At 64.8% G+C, this 16,230-nt stretch carries 11 protein-coding genes and 8 pseudogenes; 11 read left to right on the top strand and 8 right to left on the bottom strand.

The genetic code is table 11. From position 1 onward, the window contains the following. Positions 1–3: 3 nt before the first annotated feature. The 3 genes and pseudogenes from HQ394_RS04470 to HQ394_RS04460 form a co-directional block, all read right to left on the bottom strand. Positions 4–171, bottom strand: coding sequence for a hypothetical protein (locus HQ394_RS04470; RefSeq protein WP_190260090.1), 168 nt, complete (start codon positions 169–171; stop codon positions 4–6). After that, complete coding sequence (locus HQ394_RS04465; RefSeq protein WP_190260091.1) at positions 168–1,352, bottom strand: IS701 family transposase; 1,185 nt, start codon at positions 1,350–1,352, stop codon at positions 168–170. The genes HQ394_RS04470 and HQ394_RS04465 overlap by 4 nt, the downstream gene beginning before the upstream one ends. A 98-nt stretch (positions 1,353–1,450) precedes the next feature. Next, positions 1,451–1,867, bottom strand: a pseudogene (locus tag HQ394_RS04460) (transposase); the annotation flags it as partial. Positions 1,868–2,035: 168 nt separating this feature from the next. On the opposite strand from HQ394_RS04460, the gene HQ394_RS04455 reads away from it, so the two are divergent. Next, the gene (locus HQ394_RS04455) at positions 2,036–3,046 is read left to right on the top strand and encodes an IS110 family RNA-guided transposase (protein WP_190262215.1); all 1,011 of its coding nucleotides are present in this window, start codon (positions 2,036–2,038) and stop codon (positions 3,044–3,046) included. Between the two features lie 245 nt (positions 3,047–3,291). Then, a pseudogene (locus HQ394_RS04450) lies at positions 3,292–3,714 on the top strand (IS110 family RNA-guided transposase); the annotation flags it as partial. Between the two features lie 549 nt (positions 3,715–4,263). On the opposite strand, the gene HQ394_RS04445 reads toward HQ394_RS04450, so the two are convergent. Further along, the gene (locus tag HQ394_RS04445) at positions 4,264–5,370 is read right to left on the bottom strand and encodes a S8 family peptidase (RefSeq protein ID WP_456151534.1); all 1,107 of its coding nucleotides are present in this window, start codon (positions 5,368–5,370) and stop codon (positions 4,264–4,266) included. A 905-nt stretch (positions 5,371–6,275) separates the two neighbouring features. On the opposite strand from HQ394_RS04445, the gene HQ394_RS04440 reads away from it, so the two are divergent. Beyond that, a complete protein-coding gene (locus HQ394_RS04440) occupies positions 6,276–6,572 on the top strand; it encodes a transposase (RefSeq protein ID WP_190262212.1) in 297 nt (98 codons plus the stop codon). Between the two features lie 285 nt (positions 6,573–6,857). Here HQ394_RS04440 and HQ394_RS04435 read toward each other — a convergent pair whose 3' ends face one another. Continuing rightward, a complete protein-coding gene (locus tag HQ394_RS04435; protein ID WP_190262210.1) occupies positions 6,858–7,598 on the bottom strand; it encodes a transposase in 741 nt (246 codons plus the stop codon). Positions 7,599–7,712: 114 nt separating this feature from the next. Here HQ394_RS04435 and HQ394_RS04430 point away from each other — a divergent pair. Beyond that, a pseudogene (locus tag HQ394_RS04430) lies at positions 7,713–8,462 on the top strand (IS5 family transposase); the annotation flags it as partial. Between the two features lie 148 nt (positions 8,463–8,610). Here the strand turns inward: HQ394_RS04430 and HQ394_RS04425 are convergent. Further along, positions 8,611–9,978: pseudogene (locus tag HQ394_RS04425) on the bottom strand (IS1182 family transposase). A 210-nt stretch (positions 9,979–10,188) separates the two neighbouring features. Then, positions 10,189–10,454, bottom strand: a pseudogene (locus tag HQ394_RS04420) (transposase); the annotation flags it as partial. 112 nt (positions 10,455–10,566) lie between these two features. Between HQ394_RS04420 and istA the strand changes: the two are divergent. The 3 genes and pseudogenes from istA to HQ394_RS20650 form a co-directional block, all read left to right on the top strand. After that, positions 10,567–12,066, top strand: a complete 1,500-nt coding sequence (istA, locus tag HQ394_RS04415; RefSeq protein WP_190262208.1) for an IS21 family transposase — start codon at positions 10,567–10,569, stop codon at positions 12,064–12,066. Continuing rightward, positions 12,063–12,554: an ATP-binding protein gene (locus HQ394_RS20655; protein WP_317628992.1), complete on the top strand. Its 492-nt coding sequence runs from the start codon at positions 12,063–12,065 to the stop codon at positions 12,552–12,554. Before istA ends, HQ394_RS20655 begins: the two co-directional genes overlap by 4 nt. Continuing rightward, positions 12,493–13,107, top strand: a pseudogene (locus tag HQ394_RS20650) (ATP-binding protein); the annotation flags it as partial. The gene HQ394_RS20655 and the pseudogene HQ394_RS20650, both read left to right, overlap by 62 nt. Here HQ394_RS20650 and HQ394_RS04405 read toward each other — a convergent pair. Then, positions 13,034–13,426 (bottom strand): transposase, encoded by a 393-nt coding sequence (locus HQ394_RS04405; RefSeq protein ID WP_190262206.1) that lies wholly within the window; start codon positions 13,424–13,426, stop codon positions 13,034–13,036. The pseudogene HQ394_RS20650 and the gene HQ394_RS04405 overlap by 74 nt on opposite strands. Positions 13,427–13,447: 21 nt before the next feature. Here HQ394_RS04405 and HQ394_RS19525 point away from each other — a divergent pair, with 21 nt between their 5' ends. The 4 genes and pseudogenes from HQ394_RS19525 to HQ394_RS04390 all read left to right on the top strand — a co-directional run bounded on the left by HQ394_RS19525 (position 13,448) and on the right by HQ394_RS04390 (position 16,126). Then, positions 13,448–13,600 (top strand): hypothetical protein, encoded by a 153-nt coding sequence (locus HQ394_RS19525; RefSeq protein WP_223291845.1) that lies wholly within the window; start codon positions 13,448–13,450, stop codon positions 13,598–13,600. Between the two features lie 282 nt (positions 13,601–13,882). Then, positions 13,883–14,161: pseudogene (locus HQ394_RS04400) on the top strand (transposase); the annotation flags it as partial. A 71-nt stretch (positions 14,162–14,232) separates the two neighbouring features. Then, a pseudogene (locus HQ394_RS04395) lies at positions 14,233–14,725 on the top strand (transposase); the annotation flags it as partial. Positions 14,726–15,250: 525 nt separating this feature from the next. Then, positions 15,251–16,126: a WecB/TagA/CpsF family glycosyltransferase gene (locus tag HQ394_RS04390; RefSeq protein ID WP_223291844.1), complete on the top strand. Its 876-nt coding sequence runs from the start codon at positions 15,251–15,253 to the stop codon at positions 16,124–16,126. Positions 16,127–16,230: the final 104 nt, after the last annotated feature.

Below are 16,230 nucleotides of genomic sequence, written 5' to 3'. Positions count from 1 at the left end.
GTACTACAGTTGCGTTTCTAGTCGTTTCTTGCGGTGACTGCTGGCGGCTGTCGTTTGGTGGCTGCGGCGCCATCGTGAGCAGGCCCAGACGAAGGCGGGATGGGTTTTCGCCCGGAACAGGATCCTTTCGAGCATGTGGCGGATTTCCGGCGTGGCGAGCGGGACGGTCATGCGGCCGCGGCGGCCGGACTCGTTTTGTCCCGTTTATCGAAGGCGATCCGGCGCTGGTCGGCCGACAATTTGGCGAGGAAGGCGGCGGCAGCGAGGACCAGGCTCATGTGGCGATGCCATCCGTGCCAGGAGCGCGCCTCGCAGTGATCGAGGCCGAGGTCGTCCTTCGCCCGCAGGAAGCACTCCTCGATCGTCCAGCGGAGGCCTGCGGCAGCGGCAAGCTCGGGCAGGGACGTGCCTTGCCGGGCATAGGCAAGGTAATAGGCGAGTGCTTGCGCATCACGCCGGCTGCGGCGGATGAGCAGCCAGCGCTCGAAACCGTCATCCGTCGACCATCCGAGCGGCAGCCTTGCCCAGTCGTAGAGCCTTGGACCCTTCGCCCCCTCGCCGGCGGTCAGCGACGACCACGCATCGTCCGCCAGCGTGTCCAGCATGGTGGCAGGGTCGGTCTGGACGAGGGTCCCGTCCTCGAGGAAGCGAAGGGTGTGGTTGGAGCGTACGGCAAGGACATAAGGCTGGCCGCGGCCCTCGAGCAGGTGCCGGAGTTGACTGTCCGAGCCGTAGAGCGCATCGGCGAGAACCCAGGCGCAAGGCGGGCCGGCGTCGAGCGTCCGCTCGATCATCTCCCGCGCCATCGCCGGCTTGGTCTTGAATTCGACGTCGTCCGGCACGGCGGCCGTCCGGCGGCGCGTCGCATCGTCCGCCCAGTCTTTCGGCAGGTACAGCTGCCGGTCGATGAGCGCGTGGCCCCAGCGGCTGGCGTAGGCGACGAAAACGCCGACCTGGCAGTTCTCGATCCGGCCGGCGGTGCCCGAGTACTGACGGCCGACACCCACCGAGTGCCGGCCCTTCTTCAGGAAACCGGTCTCATCGACAACGAGCACGCCGCCCGGATCACCCAGCGCGTTCGTCACGTACCCGCGCACCAGATCGCGAAGCTGGTCTGCCGACCATGAACTGCGTCCGAGCAGTGACTGGAGGCGATAGGGTGCCTCGAGGCCCGCCTGTTCGGCCAGCATCCAGCCGGTCTTGCGCGATGCCGCCGAGAACAGCCCGTCGATGAACATCCCGGCCGAACGGCGCGTCTCCGCCCGCCCCAGCGCCGGCGCGATCACCCGCCTCAACCCCTCGAGCTCCGCCTTCCAATCAACAAGCGTGCCCGCCCATTCCGCCACACCCATCCGTCGCCCTCCCACAGCCGCAGGCAACGGAACCATATTAGAGGATAAAATGCAACTGTAGTAGTAGGCACGTAGCGGCGGCGATTGGTGCGGCCGCGCCAGACGTCGACCGGAGCCCGGCCCAGCCGCAGCAGCGTCCGCGCATCCGGCAGGTTCTCCAGCCGCGAGATGGTTGACTGCGAACACAGGTCCCGGTCCGACGGCAGCCGTTCGAGCGCCAACTTGAACAGCGGATCGCCGCGCAAGCCGGTGGCGTCGTTGCCGTCCTCGTAGCCGGCGGCAATCATCAGCATCCGGAAGCGGATGATGTCGGCCAGCGTATGCACGGTGCTGCCGGGATCGCGCGGATCGTCGATGCAGGCGGCGAGGCGATCGGCGACTTCCAGCCGGCGCTCGATCTCGCGCAAAACCAACAGGCCGCCGTCGGACGACAGCCGGCCGCCGTCGAACCGGGCGACGATTTGATTGCCGGCAACCGGTGACAGGCCAAGCAGCGGCAGCGTCGGATCAACCATGGCGGGTGGGCGCTGCGGAAACGACGTGGATTGGCTTCGACAACCGAATCCTAGGCGATTCCAATGGACTACCCTACACCCGCCAACCTCTACGCATAATCCGTTGGGGTGGACGGCCCCGCGGCATCTGGTGCCAAGGTTCGCTGTCGAAGTGAACAGGAGCCGTCCATGACCGAGATTACCCGCATTGCGATCGACACGTCCAAGTCCGTCTTCACCCTACATGGCACGGATGCCGACGGGCGGGCGGTGCTGCGACGCAATCTGCGCCGCCAGGACATGGTGCCATTCTTCGCGCGCCGACCGCCGATGGAGGTGGTGCTGGAGGCCTGCGGCGGCTCGCATCACTGGGGCCGTGTGCTGGCTGGGCTCGGCCACACGGTGCGGTTGATCCCGCCGCAATACGTCAAACCCTTCGTCAAGCGCGGCAAGAACGATCGCAACGATGCCGAGGCGATCAGCGAAGCCGCGGCCCGGCCGGAGATGCGCGAGGTCGCGGTCAAGTCGGCGAGGCAGCAGGCCAACGCGATGCTGCTGTCGGTGCGCGAGCTCCTGGTGCGCCAACGCACGCAGCTGGTCAACGCGCTGCGCGGACACGCGGCCGAGTTCGGTCATGTCGGCCGCCTTGGCCGCCAAGGCGTGGCAAAGCTGCTGGCCGACGTCGCCGAGGACGCGGATCTGCCGACGCCGGCGAAGGACGCATTGGCGTTGCTGGGCGCCGAGATCGGTCGGCTGGATGCGCGGCTGGCCGAGGTCGACGCCCGGCTGGTGGCGCAACACAAACAGACGCCAACCAGCAAGATGCTGGCGGAGGTGCCGGGGATCGGGCCGATCGGCGCGTTGAGCCTGGTGCTGCGGGTCGATTTCAGCCAGTTCAAGTCGGGGCGGCATTTCGCCTCCTGGCTGGGGCTGACTCCGCGCGAGCATTCCACCGGCGGCAAGACGCGGCTGGGCGGGATCAGCCGCGCCGGCGATGAGCGGTTGCGCCAGCTGCTGGTGCTGGGAGCAACCGCGGTGATCAGGCAGGCCAAGCCGGGAAAGGCCTCGGCGTGGCTCATCGCTTTGCTGGCGAGGCGGCCGCGCAAGCTCGCGGCGGTCGCGCTGGCCAACAAGATGGCCCGCATCGTCTGGGCGATGATGACGAGTGGAGAGGCGTATCGCCAGCCGGCCACCGCCTGACCACTCTTTGATGCCAAGGGTGCAGGGCTGAGGAAGAGAGATGCTGATCGGTCGAGCCGACGATCCACAGAACCCGGGTAGCCCGGTGGCCATCAAGGCCGCTAATCCGTTTGGGCGTGGATCGCGGAACCCATCTGGGCCAGCGGACATCGTGCCGCGCAAAACAGGCCGGACACACGACTGCCATCGCACCAGATCAGATTTTCTCCCCCTCACCCCTTGCACCCAGGGGGCCGTCCACACACGACGCCCGGCTGGTGGCGCAACACAAACAGACGCCAACCAGCCAGATGCTGGCGGAGGTGCCGGGGATCGGGCCGATCGGCGCGTTGAGCCTGGTGCTGCGGGTCGATTTCAGCCAGTTCAAGTCGGGGCGGCATTTCGCCTCCTGGCTGGGGCTGACTCCGCGCGAGCATTCCACCGGCGGCAAGACGCGGCTGGGCGGGATCAGCCGCGCCGGCGACGAGCGGCTGCGCCAGTTGCTGGTGCTGGGAGCAACCGCGGTGATCCGACAGGCCAAGCCGGGAAAGGCCTCGGCGTGGCTCATCGCTTTGCTGGCGAGGCGGCCGCGCAAGCTCGCGGCGGTCGCGCTGGCCAACAAGATGGCCCGCATCGTCTGGGCGATGATGACGAGTGGAGAGGCGTATCGCCAGCCGGCAACCGCTTGACCACTCGTTGATGCCGCAGGTGCAGGGCTGAGGACGGAGAGATGCTGATCGGTCGAGCCGACGATCCACAGAACCCGGGTAGCCCGGTGGCCATCAAGGCCGCTAATCCGTTTGGGCGTGGATCGCGGAACCCATCTGGGCCAGCGGACATCGTGCCGCGCAAAACAGGCCGGACACACGACTGCCATCGCACCAGATCAGATTTTCTCCCCCTCACCCCTTGCACCCAGGGGGCCGTCCACACACGGGTTAGAGAGGCGACTGGCGATCCCATTCCCGAGGGTGTACCCAAGAACGCGCCGTAACGTCAACCGACGACACAACGTAGCGGCAGCGCGAAGTACCCGACAAGCGAGGCGTCTTGCAGCGCTTTTTCGGCATCCCCTTCACCGGTCCAAAGCGAATAGCGGGAGACTTATTGGCGCCATTCGGGCAGCATCGTTTGGCGCAAAGGCCACCGGGGCGCCGCACGCAAGTGCAGCGCCCCTCTCGGGACGTTTTTCCGCCGTTCTGCAACCGCTGTTGCCAACGACGGTTCCGGTGACTCGGTTATGGGACCGAAGCGTGCAGGACCGCGTTCAACGCATCCACCTCTCCGTGGCCATAGAAGGCGTTGTAGCCGGTGCCGCCCTCGCAGGTCTGGGGGTCACCACTCGGCCGGGGCCAGTCCGGGAACAGGAACGGATTGGGTGGGCAAGGCAGCGGGTCGGCGGTCTGTGTAACGTAGGCTTGCACCCTGCCGGGCGACATCTTGCCGAACCGGCTGATGATCAGCGCGGCCACGCCGGCAACGTGCGGTGCTGCCATCGAGGTGCCTTGGAGGTAGCAATAAGTCGCACCCGAGGGGTCGACCACCTTTCGCGCGCAGGGGACATTGGCCGGCCACGTGGAGAGAACACGCCCGTTTGGCGCAGCGGCGGTCACCTGGAAGAGCGAGTCGCCGCCGGGAGCGACGACTTGAACGATCCCAACGCCGTAGTTCGAGTAAAGCGATTTCTGCCGCAGGTTGCCATCGGCCGCCACGCCGATCACCCCGGGNACCTCGACCGGGACGGTGGCACAGGCATTGGTGACGTCACGCGTGTCCGCGCTCCCTGGCGGAAAATCCGGGCTCGATTCGTCAACTGCCGGATGGGCGAGATCGTCGAATTCGTTGCCCATGCTGGCGACGACCGTGACCCCGCGCGACTGGGCGTAGCGAATCGCCCGCCGCTCCGCCTGCCAGATGGCGCGCTGCTCCGCATCGTTGCGGCAATTTAGACGCCATGGGTCGGCGAAGTAGCTGTTGTTGGTCACATCGAGACGGTGCGAGCCAGCCCAATAGAACGAACAGATGACCGCCTCTGGAAAAAAGAGATTATTGGCATCGCCGGCTTTGATCCCCGCCATCTTTACGTTCGGCGCAACGCCGATGATACCAATGCCGTTTGCCGCCGCCGCTATCGTCCCGGCGGTGTGCGTGCCGTGTCCGACCTCGTCATTGCCGGGTAGAAGCGGTGTCGGCGCACCGCTGCTGCAGTCGATGCTGTTGGCGGCATCGTAGTTGGGGGCAATGTCGGGGTGGGTGAAATCGAGGCCGGTGTCGATGTCGCCGACAACGACCGACGGGCTGCCACCGGTGATGGTATGCGCCTCCGGTGCGCGGATCTGCGCCATATCCCATTGCAGGCTCGACAAGCTGTCGCTACCNCAACACCGGGGTGTTCGGCAGGCCGGCGGGGGCGGTCCCTCGGCGCCACCGGCGGAGAAAGCTTCGTCGTTCACTTTGACGGCGAAACCGGCCGTCGCCGCCACGCTGTCGACCCGGGCGTCCTGGAGGATCGCCTCGCGGAACAACGCGTAATCCGAGCGCGCGATCGCAACGCCGATTTGATCGTAGCGGTAGACGAGCGTACCCCCNGAGCTAGCGATCGACGCCGCAACGTTGGCGGGTATGGCCTGCGCGGTGTAGAGGATGATATACGTCTGTGATGCGTCAGCAAAGGCAGGTTCTGGCGTCCCGGTCGCCAAGGGCAAGAGACAAGCCGCTGTAACGGCAGCGGCGCAACGCCAGCGATCAATGTGTTTGTTTGTCACGCGATCCTCCCAATGTAGATGTTTCCATCGCACACAATCACGCCATGCCACCTATTTGCCTTGTGTTGTTCGGTGTCTAGACCTCAGAATGTTGTTTCTACGCTGATATAAGGACGTCAGGCGTTGCCTTTCGTCTTTTCGATGTCTCTCGCTCCCGCAGACTCGCGGCAGCCGTCAATGACACGCTCAGATGAGCCAGGCTAGCGGCGACGACAGTCAGAGGACAACCGCACCGGGTCGGTATGACCCAGCGGCGATTGGTCACGATGCGTTCAGCCGACGAAGCCCCCTCACCGCGGCTGCTACCGCTGCGCACTCATGTAGCCACATGATACTACTCTCAGGTGTCAATGCCAAGGCTTCAGCTCACGTCATAAACCATGATTACAGCAAGTATTTCAGTTGATTATGAAGTGGACCCCGAATTTGGGACCAGGGGCTTGATTGGAGCGGGGTCGGCTCCGTCGTGGTAGACGGAGAGGATGATGAAGAAGCCGAGACGGAAGCTCGATGCGGCGCAGAAGGCGAGGATCGCCCTGGAGGCGCTGCGGGAACAGGCGACGGTGACGGACCTGGCGGTGCGTCACGAGATTCATCCGAACCAGCTCTATGCCTGGAAGAAGCAGTTGCTGGACAACGCGGCGCGGGCCTTCGATCCGGGCGTCGGCATCGACGCGGACGAGGCGCGCGAGCGGGAGATCGAGACGCTGCACGCCAAGATCGGGCAGTTGACGGTCGAGCGGGATTTATATGAGCGCTCATCAGTCAACAGGCATGTTTAACCTCGTTTCCGCCTTTCGGGTTCTGAAGCCGATGGATGGTCGCGGCCTGTGAGCATCGGGTGTGCGTCGACGGTGCAGACGTGCGCTCGGCGCATCAACTTATATCCGGCAGCTCCATGACGGCTGGCCACGATCCTGCGTGCACGGTCGAGTTCGCGAGGACGGGGGTCACACTTTTTACCGGTGCGTGATCGCGCCAATCGAAGCCACGACCGCCCGTCGCCCGACACCTCCAGGTTTTCCCGGAAGAGAGATCAGATCATCATCGGTTCCATAGACGCCTGCTCAGGCGGCCTGTGCGGCGCGGTCGTTGTCCTTGGCGACAACCATCCCGTCGGGTACGAGTCCGGTCTCGACATAGCGCCACAGCGCGATGCCGAGCTTGCGGGCGAGCGCCACCAGCATGATGCGGCGGATGCGCGGCGACTGACCCTTTGCGCGCGCCTCGTACCAGCGGGCGAGCGGGCTTTCCGACTGATACAGTCGCCACAGCCAGGCAAGCTCGATGAGAACACGTCGTGCGAAGCTGTTCCCCGCCTTGGAGATCCCCTGGCACCGCGTCGTGGCGCCGCTGTCGTAGGGGCTGGGTGTCAGCCCGAGATAGGATCCCAGCTGCCGCCGGTTGGCGAACGACCGGATGAACAGCTCACGGCTGAGGATGGCGGCGCTCGCGGCGCCGATGCCGCGGACACGCATCAGCATTTCCCGCTTGCGTTCGATCGCGGGATCCTGCGCATCGGCGACGTCCCGCTCACCCTCGACGGCACGCAACTGGTGCTCCACCAAGTCGAGGCGGGCATACTCCCGTTCGAGTTCCTGGCGAAGCCGGGGTGCGATCGGCAGGCCTTCAGGTGTGCGCAGCGCGGCGAAGTCGATCCGTCGCGATCGGAGTGACGGATCGATGCCCCGGATGCCCTGGGCGAACAGCAGTCTCTTGATCCGGTTGATGTGAGCAGTGCGTTCCCGGATCAGGCGCTGCCGCTCGCGATGCGAGCGGCAGGCGTCTTCCTCCTCGACGCTCGGCACGCGGACGATGGCCGCGACATGTTTGTCGCCACGGTCGATCGCGATCAGCGCGCGGACTAGGGCCTGTTGAGATTCAGGATTCCATCCTTGGCTTGATTGTGATTCAAGCTATGGATGGAACGTTTTGTACTGACAGACGCCCAATGGGCGAGAATGGAACCGCACTGCCTGGGCAAGCCAACGGACGCGGGTCGCAGCGGCAGAGACAATCGGCTCTTTGTCGAGGCGGTTCTGTGGGTGGTTCGCACGGGCAGTCCCTGGCGTGATTTGCCGGCCTTTTTCGGCAACTGGAACACCGTCTTCAAGCGCTACCGAGACTGGGTCAAAGCCGATGTTTTCATTCGGCTTTTCGAGGCTTGCTCGGATGATCCCGATATGGAGTACGCCATGGTCGACGCCACCATCGTCAAGGTTCACCGCCATGGCCAGGGCGCANAAAGGGGGACTCAGAGCCAGGCCATAGGGCGCTCCAAAGGCGGCATGACGACCAAGATCCTGGCCCTGACCGATGCCCTGGGCAATCTCGTGCGCTTCGCACTCCTGCCGGGCCACCGCTTCGATACCGTCGGCGTTGCCCCGCTCATCGACGGCCTCCAATTCGACGCTTTCATCGCCGACAAAGCCTTCGACAGCAACGACATCGTCGCTGAGCTCAACGAGCGCGGCGCCAAGATCGTCATCTCCCAGCATCCGCGCCGGAGCAAGCCTCTCCCATTCGATGCCGAGATGTACAAATGGCGCCATCTCATCGAAAACTTCTTCTGTAAGCTCAAAGAGTTCAAGCGCATCGCCATGCGTGCCGACAAAACAGACCAAAGCTTCAGCGCCAATATCTATCTCGTCGCCGCCGTCATAAACTCACGGTNNGAATCTCAACAGGCCCTAGCAGCCTGTCGGACTTGCGTCTCGGGCGTCGCCGGACCTGCGTAGGGATCGGTGCGTCGGCGCCTCTGTCAGCGCCATTTTGGGCGGTGCGGTCGCGCTGGCGCGCCTGCGGAACTGGCCGCGCAGGCTAGACGGCGCGGCTGAGGGCGAACATCCGCTTCAGGTTCCATGCCATGGTCACAAGCCTCCACTCGCCACGGGCGGCATTGAGCCCGCGCAGCAGGAACTGCCGGAACCCCAGCACGGACTTGATGATGCCAAACACTGGCTCGGGCGTCTGCTTGCGCAGGGCGTAGAGCGCGCGGCCCTGCGGCGTGCGCAGCCGATACGCCATCGCCTGAACCGGGGTGGGGTCTTCGGGCGCCGGTGGCGCCGCAGCGAAGCGCTCTTGCAGGCTGAGATGATGCGCCTCGCGACCAAGTGCGATCAGCGGTTCGATCCCGCCGGCCACACAGGCCTGCACATTCGCCTCGCTGAAGTAGCCATTGTCCGCCAACAGCATGTCCGGCCTGCCGAGCACGTCCGGCAGAGTGCCGATCTTGTCCAGCATGGGTGTAAGCTGCTGCTTGTCGTTGGGCGCCTGCACCACGTCGGCGACCACCACCAGCAGACTGCCCGCCGCCACCGCCGCCTGCGCATTGTAGCACTGCTCAAAACCGCCGCCCGCCACCGCCATGATGCGGCTTTCCTCGTCGGTCAGATTNGATCTGATCCGTGGGCAGCGGCGTCGCCACCGGCGGCTTCGGCTCACGGCCCGTGGGCTTCTTGCCGGTGGCCGCTGCCTTGGCGTCCCGTGCTGCGAGTTTCGCCTGATGGTCTGCCTGCTCCCGTTCGAAGCGTTCCTTCGCGCGGGCCTCGATCTTCGCCCGGGCCTCGGCGAGCCTGGACAACCGTTCCTCACGTCGCGCCAATTCGTCGGGGATCGACATGCCGTCAGCGATGTCCACCTGGTCNNCGCCGCTTCTGCCTTGGCCATGAGATCGGCCACTTCGGCCTGCAGTTGGGCCTCCAGCTTGCCCGCATGGTCATAGGACAGCGCGCTGTGCCGGCTGGCATTGGCGTGGACCTTGGTCCCGTCGAGCCCGACCGTTCCCAGCTTCAGCACGCCCATCTCGCGCGCGAGCACCAGCACCTGGACGAACAGCTTCTCGATCTGCGGCAGAAAGCGTCGGCGGAACGCGGCGATGGTGTCATGGTCCGGATGATCGTTCGCCGCGATGAAGCGGAACGCCACGCTGTCATAGGTCGCCCGCTCCAGCTTGCGGCTGGAGAACACCCCGGTGGCGTAGCCGTAGATCAGAATGCCCAGCAGAAGGCTGGGGTGGTAGGACGCTTCCCCAGAGCCACGGTAGCTGCCGGTCATCGGCCGCAGATCCAGCCCCGCGATCACCTCCACCACGAACCGCGCCAAGTGCCGCTGCGGAAGCCACTCGTCCACCGACGGCGGCGGCATCAGAAATCCGCTGTCGCGGTCGATCGGGCGGAAGTTGCTCATGCCGAAGAGGTCCGGGCCGGGGGCGTGAATCCATGCCCGGATTCTATAACCCACAGCTCCGCCTCGCGTTAAGTCCGACAGGCTGCTAGCCCGATGTATTCACCGGGACACAACGTGCGTCGGGTGTTAAATCGTGGATGCGCGTAATGGTTGTTGTTGGCGAGCGGGTTGGTTTCCGCCTGTCGCGGGATGGGGGATCGGTCGGGTCGAGAGACGCGGCAGGCGGCCGAGAGCCAAGTGCCAGATCACCTGATCAGCGGCGCTGGTCGGCAGGTGGACCTTGATCTTGGTCTTCATCTCGACGACGCGGGCGGCGACCTTGACGAGGCGCCGCCGCAGCGTGTCGAACTGGGCGACGCGCCAGGACGAGGCCTTCGGCATCAGCGCGCGCAGACTCCACAGCAGCCAGTAGGCGCGGCTCTACAGCGATACAGCCGGAACTGGTTGGCAGTGGCCTTGGGACACGAGGTGCGGTCTGTGTATGGCGGTGACAAATTAGGCCACGTAGCGGCGGTGATTGGTGCTGCCGCGCCGGAGTAAAATCCGGCCAGTGGTTAGGCTGTCTCTTTTTTGTGGGGGCGGCCGGGGATGTTTGCCGTGGAAGTCTACGCCGCCGTTCGGCATTTCGTTTTCATCGAGGGCAACAGCCGGCGTGAGGCGGCCCGGGTGTTCGGGCTGAGCCGTGAGACGGTTTCGAAGATGTGCCGGTTCTCGTTGCCGCCCGGCTACACGCGAACGAAGCCGGTGAAGAAGCCGAAGCTCGGGGTGCTGCTGCCGGTGATCGACGCCATCCTCGAGGCCGACAGGACGGCGCCTTCGAAGCAGCGGCATTCGGCCAAGCGGATCTTCGAGCGACTGCGCGACGAGCACGGTTATGCCGGCGGTCTGACGGTGGTGAGGGACTACGTCCGGGTTGCTCGGNGGAGATTGCGGGAGACCTTCGTGCCGTTGGCTCATCCGTCCGGTCATGCGCAGGTCGACTTTGGCGAGGCGATCGGCGTGATCGGCGGCGTCCGGCAGAAGATCCACTTCTTCTGCATGGACCTGCCGCAATCGGATACTGCTTTCGTGAAGGCCTATCCGGCGGAGACGACGGAAGCCTTCCTCGACGGGCATGTGTCGGCATTCGCATTCTTCGGCGGCGTGCCGTTGTCGGTGCTTTACGACAACACGACGCTCGCGGTGGCGAAGATCTGCGGCGACGGCAGGCGGGAGCGCACCCGGGCCTTTACGGAACTGCAGAGCCATTACCTGTTCCAGGATCGCTTCGGCCGTCCCGGCAAGGGCAACGACAAGGGCAAGGTCGAGGGGCTGGTGAAGTATGCTCGATCGAACTTCCTGACGCCGATCCCCCAGGCGGCAAGCTTCGACGATCTCAATGCCATGCTGGAAGAGCGCTGCCGGCAGCGACGAGGCGAACGCGCCGGTCGCCACGGCGAAACCATCGGCGAGCGTCTCGTCGCCGACCTCGAAGCCTTCCGGGATTTGCCGGCGGTGCCATTGGAGCCGAGCGAGAAGCGGGCGGCCCGTGTCTCATCGACCGCCCTGGTCCGCTACCGCGGCAACGACTACTCGGTACCGACGGCATACGGCTTCCGGGATGTTGTGGTGAAGGGCTTCGTCGACGAGGTGGTGATCCTTTGTGCCGGCGAGGCGATCGCCCGGCATCGTCGCTGCTATGGCACGGGCACCTTCGTATTCGAGCCGCTGCACTATCTGGCGCTGATCGAGACGAAGCCGAATGCCCTCGACCAGGCGGCGGCGCTGAAAGACTGGGATCTGCCGGAGGCGTTCCAGCACCTGCGCCATCTCCTCGAGGCGCGCATGGGCAACCGCGGCAGGCGGGAGTTCATCCAGGTGCTGCGGCTGATGGAGGCGATCCCGATGGAGATGGTGGCGAGCGCGGTCAGCGAAGCGATCCGGCTCGGCGTCATCGGCTTTGATGCGGTCAAGCAGATTGCTCTGGCGCGCGTCGAGCGGCGGCCGGCCCGGCTCGACCTGACGGCCTATCCACATCTGCCGAAAATGGACGTCAGGATGACGGCGGCGGCTGACTACGCCGTTCTCGTTCCCGGGACAACGGCATGACCGGCAAGGCGGGCGCTGATGCGATGCCGGCGGGAACGACAAGCGGCACACCGCAGGTTCTGCTGGCGCATCACCTCAAGCAGTTGAAGCTGCCGACCGTTCTGCGGGAATACGACAAGATCGCCCGCGAATGCGCACGCGACGGCGTCGATCATCCCCGCTATCTGCTGCGCCTGGTGGAACTCGAACTGATCGACCGAGAACGCCGAATGGTCGAGCGGCGGATCAAGGCAGCACGCTTCCCGGCGGTCAAAAGCCTCGACACCTTCGACTTCACCGCGATTCCCAGCCTCAACAAGATGCTGGTGCTCGAGCTGGCCCGCTGCGAGTTCATCCTGCGCCGGGAGAACGTCATCGCGCTCGGCAACATGTGGCACCGGCAAGACCCATGTCGGGCTCGCCCTCGCTCTTGCCGCCTGCCAGAAGGGGTTCACCGTCGCCTTCACCACCGCAGCCGCCCTCGTGCACCAGTTGATGGAGGCGCGTGACGAGCGCCGCTTGCTGAAGCTGCAACGCGATCTCCAGTCGGTGATGTTGCTCATCGTCGACGAACTCGGTTACCTGCCGCTGTCGCCGACCGGGGCGGAACTTCTGTTCGAGGTGTTCTCCCAGCGCTACGAGCGCGGCTCGACCCTCGTCACCTCCAATCTGCCGTTCGAGGACTGGACCTCGGTGCTGGGATCGGAACGGCTCACCGGCGCGCTGCTCGACCGCCTGACCCACCACGTCCATATCCTCACCATGAACGGCGACAGCTACCGGTTGAAGCAATCCGCCGGACGTCGTCGTCCCCCACCGCAGCCGATCGGGCGGAGCAAAACCAGACCACCGCCGAGACCGTCGATCCCGAGACCGGCGAAACCAGCAAGCCTGATCCCCGAGGCAAAGCCGACGCACGGCAAGGGGCCCGATCGGGCCCCTTGCCGTGATTGCACCGCTCTCGCCCAAATGGCCTGCTTTGACTCCGCTACAGTGGCCCAGAATTGCTCCGCCGTTGACATCCGGCGGCGTCGACGCGGATGTCGCCGCGGAACCGGATGACATAGGCGAAGCCCAATTTCGTCAGATAATCGAACAGTTTGCGGTCGCCGAAGCCGCGGTCGGCGAGGATCGTCGCCGTCGTCCCCGCCGGCAACACCCCGGCAAGGCGGCCGAGACACGCATCCTCGATGGCGTTGCGCTGGCCCGCCAGTTCCGCCTTCAGCATCGTCAGCCACAACAGCGGCGTCGCCCGGCCGTGCCCGGTCACCAGATTGAGCGCCAGCGTCGCCTGCCCGTCGGCGTCGAAATCGGTCCAGTCCATGGCGACGACGATTTCCTTGCGGCCGCCAACCGCCTCCGGAACCCATTGCCCGAACATCTCCCAGACGGAGACGCCGCGTTGCTCAGCAGCCTGTCGACCTGTTTGACCGCATGCTTGGTCAGCAATCCCCGCGCCTGCGCCAACGCATGGCCGATCATCGAAACCGCCAGCGACGCACCGGTCATCACCCCCAGCGTGCCGTTGGCCAGCGACGCGATCCGTTTGGCGTGAACATGCCCCGCGAAAACCCCATCAAGAAACCGACGAACGTCGGTCAAACGAAACTCAGGACGCGCTACCCCGTTCACTTCCCCACCCCCAACCCTCGAAACCTTCCTCTCACCCTGCATAACCGACCGCCGCCGCAAAGCTCATCCGTAGCAACCCATTGATCCGTATCAAAACTCAAAATGAGGGGATTCCTGAGGGTTACCAGCCCCTCTCGGCAGAGCAGGGCGTGCAGCTGTGGATAGCCGTAGCGGCGGTTCTCCGAGGCGAGCTCGTGCAGGCGCTCGAGCGACGCGGCGTCGGCGCGCGCGCTGGTCGGACGGCGAGAAGCGCCTTTACGGGCGGCACCGCTGGCGTTCGGAAGGCTTCCACGGCGAGGCGAAGACTTGGCACGGCCTCGCCCGCGCCGTCCGCCGCGGCATAGACGACATGCGCATCCAGGCCTTCCTCACCGCCGCGGCGATCAACCTGAAGCGGCTCGCCGCCGCCCTCGTCGCGCTGCTTTGGCGGTTGATGGGATCGGGATCGGCCGATGCGCCGCTCGCCGATGCGCATCCTGCCTGATCGAGAAGCCACCCGACGAACAACGGGCCGAGGCGACCAATCCCGCCGCCGACGCCGCCGATTCAAGCTTTTTCAACAGGCCCCAGGTGCATTTCATGCGCAACGTGCTCGCCCATGCCGGCAAGAGCGGCCGACGCGTCGTCGCCGCCTTCATCGCCACCGCCTTCGCTTGAGGCACGCCGCCGTGGCCGCCAGAGCCCAATGGCGTAAGGCCGCCGGCCAACTGCGGCCGACGATCCGCAGGCTCGCCGAGTTCATGGACGAGGCCGGAACCGACGTTCTCGCTTCCATGACCTTCCCCAAGGTCGTGGAGACAAGATCAACTCGGTCAACCCGCGCGAACGCCTGAACGGCGAGATCAAACGCCGCACAAACGTGGTTGGCCTGCGCGGGCTTACGCCGCATTCGGCGACGGTCCTGCTCGCTTCCCAACCAAGAGGCGATCACCCGCCTCGTCGGCGCCGTCCTTATCGAGCAGAATGATGAATGGGCGGTCCAGCACGCCCGCTATCTGACCCTCGAAACCATGCCCCGTTAAGCGATAATCCCGCCTTACCCTGCCTGCTCTGGCAGGCTAACCAATCCGGCCCCTCGCCGGAGAGCAGGGCGAGCACGCCGAGCTACGCCACTCCAGGGAACGCGACCCATCGGCCGCGCCCGAACTGCGCGGCAACCTGAAGACGAAACTTACGCCCATGTTGCTAATTGTATAGGCGAATGCCTGTCCCGGGAGTTGCATTCGTCACACAAGGGCAAATTTCGCGCTTGGCAGCGGCGGCTTCCGAACTGCACCGGAGAAATACGCGACAGGCCTGCACTGAGTTGTGAGCCCCATCACACTACAGCTATCAAGGGAACATTATACTCAGACCCTATCGTGGTGGGTGTGTTGGCGGGGGCGCGTTAGCGGGTCTTCGCGGTGCGTCACCGTGATGGGCAGCAGTAAGCGAATGCTCTAGTCATCAATTTGCGTTCAATTTATTCCCCGCCGCCGGCTTAACCCCCGGCGAAGTCATCCTCCGGCGCAGTTGCCAAGCGCGGACGAGCTGCCGGTCGGAGCGGGAGAAGCAGGTCTGAAAGGATGGCGTTGTGGCAACACTTCGCAGGGGTCTGAGCGCGAGCAGTGCTTCGATCGGCACGAAATGGTTGGTCGATAATTCGGTGGTGGGAACGGCGCGCCACTTGAGTTTCCTGCAGGTACCGGTGAGTCTGCTGCCAACGCGGGATGTGGTGGCGATTGTCGCACAACGTCCGGCGAACGCCGAGTTTGCTTATGTGGTCACGCCCAACGTCGATCACGTCGTTCGGGTGCACCGGCAGAGCGGGCGGTTTTCCTGGCTGTATCGCAAGGCGTGGCTATCCACCTGCGACAGCCGCATTCTCAGCGCCCTGGCCGGTACGGTGGGCATCGAGCTGCCGGTCACCACGGGTTCGGATTTGACCCGTGTCCTCTTCGAGCAGGTGCTGCAGCCGGAAGACAGAATCACCGTCATTGGCTGTAACGACGAAACCATTGCCATATTGAAGGAAAAATATCCCGGGATCATTATCCACCACTACAACCCGCCCATGGGCTTCATCAATAAAGATCAGGAAGTTGTTAAGGTTGTCGATTTCGTTGCCGCGCATCCGTCGCGCTTCGTCTTTGTGTGCGTCGGTTCGCCGCGGCAGGAGGTGGTCGCGTACCGGCTGCGTCAGCGCGGCGATCTGACCGGGCTTGGCTTATGTGTGGGCAATGCGCTGGCGTTTCTCGCCTTTCCGGAGATGCGGGCTCCCAAATGGTGTTCGCGGTTCGGTCTGGAATGGCTTTATCGTCTGGTGACCGAGCCGCAGCGGCTGTGGCGTCGGTACCTGATCGACGATCCGTTGATCTTTGCCATTTTCCTCAAAGCGATCGTGACCCATTCGGTTGTCGAGACGTCAACCGTCATGGGCGCGGATACGGTGGAGATTCAATCGGAGTAGATGGATCCGCGCGCTCGGTTGGGCATCGGCAGCTGCTGCGGTTAACCACCGCAGCTGGTAACTGCAGCCCGGCAACACAGTTCTCTCGATGGTCGCGTCGACGG

This window comes from Defluviicoccus vanus (assembly GCF_014672695.1).
GTDB lineage: Bacteria > Pseudomonadota > Alphaproteobacteria > Rhodospirillales > Defluviicoccaceae > Defluviicoccus > Defluviicoccus vanus.
Note: the sequence above shows the minus strand (reverse complement) of the source record. Positions and strands in the feature narration are given on the sequence as shown.